Here is a 4,663-nt window from a genome sequence, read left to right as displayed (position 1 = left end):
GTCGCATCGGCTGCCCGGCATTCCCGCCGGAACGTTCGAGCGGTTCGAGTACCTCGACCTGCACCTCTACCCGCTCGAAACCCTTGCCGACGTCGGGGAGGCGGACCCCATCGAAGTGGTGCGCGTGTCCCCGCTGGACGCCAAATCGACGGGCGGAAGCCCTGACGAGCTCCTCAAGGGGACAAAGGTGTTCCATTTCAGCGCGTTCATGGACGAGGCATGGCGCGTGCACGATATCCGCATCGGACGGCTGAACACGGCGGAAATCCTCGTCAAGACGCTGCTTCCCGAAAGGGACGAGGCGAAGGTTCTTCTTGACGACCTGAAGAAGGAGATCGAGGGCGACGCCGATGCTGCCCGGGCAGCCGATCCATACAACTCCACCCTGATCTATGCCCTGCTCGTTCGCACGGCGGGGCGGCTGGGAACGCGCGTCGCGGATCGCCTGCGCGAGCGCGGCGGCATCGCTCGCCTGACGATGCGACCTATCCACTGGTTCCATCGGATCACCGAAGCCATTTACTATCCGCTTGTCATCCTGTCCGCGGTCGCATCGCGGAAGGTGCTGCGCGCCAGCTTGGCGGTCGTCATCCTCGTTGCGGGCGGGTTCGTTCTGGGCGCGCTGTGGGGTGATAGCGCACGCGACCTTTTGAGGGCAGTCCGGGACTGGGTACGCAGTGCCTTCGATCCTACGGCCGGATAGTCGACGACGAGCTGCGAGTCACGCACCGCTTGCGCGGTCTCATGATGCATCCGGAGCACCATCGAGGGCCGCTCGTGGGCATCAGTGTTTCTGAGCTCGCACGAAGAAGGAAAGCGATCATGTCAGAAGTGCGCGTCGGAGCGGTGCAGGCGAAGCGCCGACTCATCCCTTACACCATCCCCACCGTCCGAGGAGCCCTCGAAACCGTCCGCAGGAACCTCGACGAACTCGCCGCCCTCGCCGAGAAGGGCGCGGAAGCCGGCTGCGACATCCTCGCGTTCCCCGAAGACACGCTCGGAACCCTCGAATGGGAAGCTGGCAACTGGGAACGGACGCCCGACCTGCTCCGTCCTGCCGTCGACGAGATGCTCTCGCGCTTCGGCGACATCGCCGCGCGGACCCGCATGCCGATCATCTGCTGCAACGACGTCGCCGAGGGCTCGCGCGTCTACAACACGGCGATCCTCATCGGCGCGGACGGCTCCGAGATCGGACGCTACCGCAAGGTGCAGCTACCCATCCACGAGCAGGCGCGCACGCGCGGCGGCGGTTTCCCGGTCTTCGACGTGCCGGGCATCGGGACCGTCGGGATGTGCATCTGCTACGATATGGTGTTCCCGGAGACGACGCGGGCGCTTGCGCTTGCCGGAGCCGACATCGTGTTCCACCCCACGATGGGCGGCGCGTCGATGGCGGGCGAAAGCGCGAGTCTGGCGGCGTTCCGCACGCGCGCGGCAGACAACTTCCTCTATCTCGTCGTCGCGTTCCGAGGCGGCGGGAGCCTCATCATTGGTCCCAAGGGCGACGTTCTCGCCGAAGGGGAGCAGGAGCCCGACGCGCTGGTGACCGCCGACATCGACCTCTCCGCCGGACGCGATGCCGGCGACGCCCTCGGCGGGGTCGTAAGCGACTTCAGGGCGCGCCTCTTCCGAGAACGCGTCCCCGATGCGTACGCTATCCTGATGGAACCGCACCCGCCCGCGATGGACCGCCTGAGCGGTGTGCCGGTTCCAACCGGCGAGGAGGCGTCCTCCCTCTGCGCCGAAGGGATGACCACCGGCGCGGACGCCTTCTACGAGGCGGATCGCTGGCTCGCCGAAGGGAAGCTCGACGCGGCGCGGACGCGGTTCCAGGCGCTTTCGGAGCGGTTCACCACGCTCTGGATCGGGCGCGTCTCGCGGGAACGGTTGGCACGATTCGAGAAGTGAGGCTCACGGACACGGGAGGTCTCCATGGCTCTCCATGCACGCTCTCCATACCGCACGGTCGAGGCGGTCGGGTTCCGCTGGACGCACGTGCTCCAACCCGATGTGTCCTACTATCGCAACGAGTGGCTGTTCCAGCGGCAGGTCGTCGGGTTCGACAGCCCCATCACCAACATCGGGGCGCTTGTGTACTGTGGTCACGATGACATCGAGCCGGGCGGGATGTTCGGGATGCATCCGCACCAGGGCATCGAGGTCATCTCGTACATCCTGGGCGGGCGGATCGAGCACGAGGACACGACCGGCGCGAAGGGTTGGCTCGTCGCGGGCGAGTTGGGCCACATGGTCGCCGGAAAGGGCGTCCGCCACAGCGAGCGGAACCCCGATGACGAACTGCTCAGCCTGTTCCAGATATTCGTGCTGCTCGATCCGGAGCATCGGTACATGGAACCGTCCTACCAGCGTTTCGACGCGGACGCCTTGCCGGTCGAATCGACGGACGGCGTGACGCGCCGGCGGCTCGTCGGCGAGGAGGGCGCGATCCGCATGCACATGCCCGTCGAGATCACGCGGTTCGAGTTCGAGCCGGGCGGCGTGTGGAACCAGGAGCTCCGCGCGGGCGATGAATGCGTCGTCTACGCAGACCGCGCGCCGCTATCGGTGAGTGTCGGCGGCGTCCATGTCGAGCTGGGCGCGCGAGACGAGCTGGTTCTGGAGCTCTCGGCGGCGGTTCCGCTCTCCGTCCACGCCGAGGACGCGTCGAGCGGACTCATCGTGACTTCGCCGGCGCTGCGGTAGGTTCCAGTGCGAGCGAACGTGAAGCCGACCCGCGCCGTCGGACGTTCCACTAGACGGTGGCGCGGCTTGACGATTCCGCCGCGCGTTCGTATGTTCCGGTAGAGCGCGTCGCCGTTCAACGCTCTGGCAAGACACAACGGTTCGGTCCCATGACCTCAACGAACAGCCCTGCATCGACAGCTATGCACCGACGCGACGAACTGGATATCGTGCACTTCGGCGACTGCCGAACGGTTCTTGCCGAAATGCCCGATGGCTTCGTCGACCTGATCGTGACGTCGCCGCCCTACGCGGACAGCCGCAAGTCGACCTATGGCGGAATCCGTCCAGATGAGTACGTCGACTGGTTCCTGCCGATTGGGCAGGAACTCTATCGCGTTCTCAAGCCGACCGGCTCGTTCATCTTGAACATCAAAGAGAAGGCGATCAACGGCGAACGCCATACGTATGTCATCGAGCTGATCCTGGCGCTGAGGCGCCAAGGCTGGCTTTGGACCGAGGAGTACTGCTGGCACAAGAAGAACGCCCACCCCGGCAAGTGGCCCAACCGCTTTCGCGACGCTTGGGAACGCTGTCTCCACTTCACTCGGGAGCGTCACTTCCACATGTATCAGGAAGAAGTGATGGTTCCGGTGGGAGATTGGGCGGATCGCCGGCTCAGCAATATGAGCAAGACCGACGCGGTTCGGGACCCGTCCAGGACGCGAAGCGGCTTCGGAAAGCGCGTGGCGAACTGGGTGGGGCGTGACCGGGTCTATCCGACGAATGTGCTTCACATGGCGACGGAGTGTTCCAACCGCAGCCACAGCGCGACGTTCCCCATCGATCTGCCGTCGTGGTTCATCCGACTGTTCACCAAGCCGGACGACGTGGTCCTCGATCCGTTCCTCGGCAGTGGCACGACGGCGATTGCAGCGCAGCGCCTAGGTAGACGCTACGTCGGCATCGAAATACTCCGCGAGTTCCACGAGCAGAGCGTCGAGACGCTCAATCAGGACGGGCAGATGCTTTTGCTCGATCCGCCTCTGAAAGATGCAGATGGGGAGGAGTCCGACGAATGACCTCTGACGAGTTGCGAGCGCTCATCACAGAACGCCTTGGGGAATTCCATACCAGAAGGCTCCAACGACTCCACGACCTTAAGCTCCGCGACGTGCTCGCCAAGAAGAACCCCTACCTGTTCCGCGCCGTCGGTGACGCCACGGCGGCGGAGATCATCGAGAGCCTGCTCATCGCGTTTCTGTCTGCGTCAGACGAAGGCATCTTCGGCGATGTCTTCTTCGAGCCGATCGCCCGCATCGTCTCCGGCGGAACCGTCTCGCCCAGCGAAGGCGTGGATATCGCGATCGAGACGGAGAACCGGTATCTCGCGATCGCGGTGAAGTCGGGCCCCAACCCGTTCAACAGCAGCCAGGCGAAACGGCAGAACGACGAGTTCCGAGCGCTCCAACGTCGCCTGACAAAGCTGCGCAAGCAGTTCGACCCGATGTTGGGGCACTGCTATGGCAAGCGCCGCTCCGAGCCGACCGCCAAGCTCATCTACCGGAGCCGCGCCGGACAGGCGTTCTGGGAAGAGCTCACCGGCGATCCCGACTTTTACCAGAAACTGCTCCGAGAGATGGGCGACGATGCTATCCAACGCCATCGAGAAGAGTACCGCCAGGCTTGGTGCCGCGCAGCGAATCGCTACGTCCGCGACTTCACGATTGAGTTCTGCGATGAGGACGGGGATATCGACTGGGCGCAGCTTCTGGAGTTTAACAGTGGGAGCCAGCCCACGAGAGGAAAGCTCGAACGCGTAGCTGGCGGGCGCAGCAGGGAGACGAAGCCATGACCCAACCCATCCGCATCGCGCAATACGGCGTCTCCCACGCTCACGCGTCGGGACACGCCGCCGTCCTTCAGGCGAACCCCGACGTCGATTTCGTCGGCGTCTATGAGCCGTCCGCCGCCAACC

General features: G+C 64.7%; 6 protein-coding genes. All 6 read left to right on the top strand.

The window, feature by feature from the left end; all coding sequences use genetic code 11:
* On the top strand, window positions 1-703 hold a 703-nt coding region (locus FJZ36_18070; protein MBM3216805.1), incomplete at its 5' end, for a DUF3376 domain-containing protein.
* A 29-nt stretch (window positions 704-732) separates the two neighbouring features.
* The gene (locus FJZ36_18065) at window positions 733-1,911 is read left to right on the top strand and encodes a hypothetical protein (GenBank protein MBM3216804.1); all 1,179 of its coding nucleotides are present in this window, start codon (window positions 733-735) and stop codon (window positions 1,909-1,911) included.
* 24 nt (window positions 1,912-1,935) lie between these two features.
* Window positions 1,936-2,706 (top strand): pirin family protein, encoded by a 771-nt coding sequence (locus FJZ36_18060; protein MBM3216803.1) that lies wholly within the window; start codon window positions 1,936-1,938, stop codon window positions 2,704-2,706.
* A gap of 182 nt (window positions 2,707-2,888) precedes the next feature.
* The gene (locus FJZ36_18055) at window positions 2,889-3,767 is read left to right on the top strand and encodes a site-specific DNA-methyltransferase (GenBank protein MBM3216802.1); all 879 of its coding nucleotides are present in this window, start codon (window positions 2,889-2,891) and stop codon (window positions 3,765-3,767) included.
* Window positions 3,764-4,540 (top strand): cytoplasmic protein, encoded by a 777-nt coding sequence (locus FJZ36_18050; protein MBM3216801.1) that lies wholly within the window; start codon window positions 3,764-3,766, stop codon window positions 4,538-4,540. The genes FJZ36_18055 and FJZ36_18050 overlap by 4 nt, the downstream gene beginning before the upstream one ends.
* Window positions 4,537-4,663 (top strand): gfo/Idh/MocA family oxidoreductase (locus tag FJZ36_18045; GenBank protein ID MBM3216800.1); only part of this gene is annotated, 127 nt, incomplete at its 3' end. The genes FJZ36_18050 and FJZ36_18045, both read left to right, overlap by 4 nt.

The sequence above is a fragment of the Candidatus Poribacteria bacterium genome, from assembly GCA_016866785.1.
GTDB lineage: Bacteria > Poribacteria > WGA-4E.
Note: the sequence above shows the minus strand (reverse complement) of the source record. Positions and strands in the feature narration are given on the sequence as shown.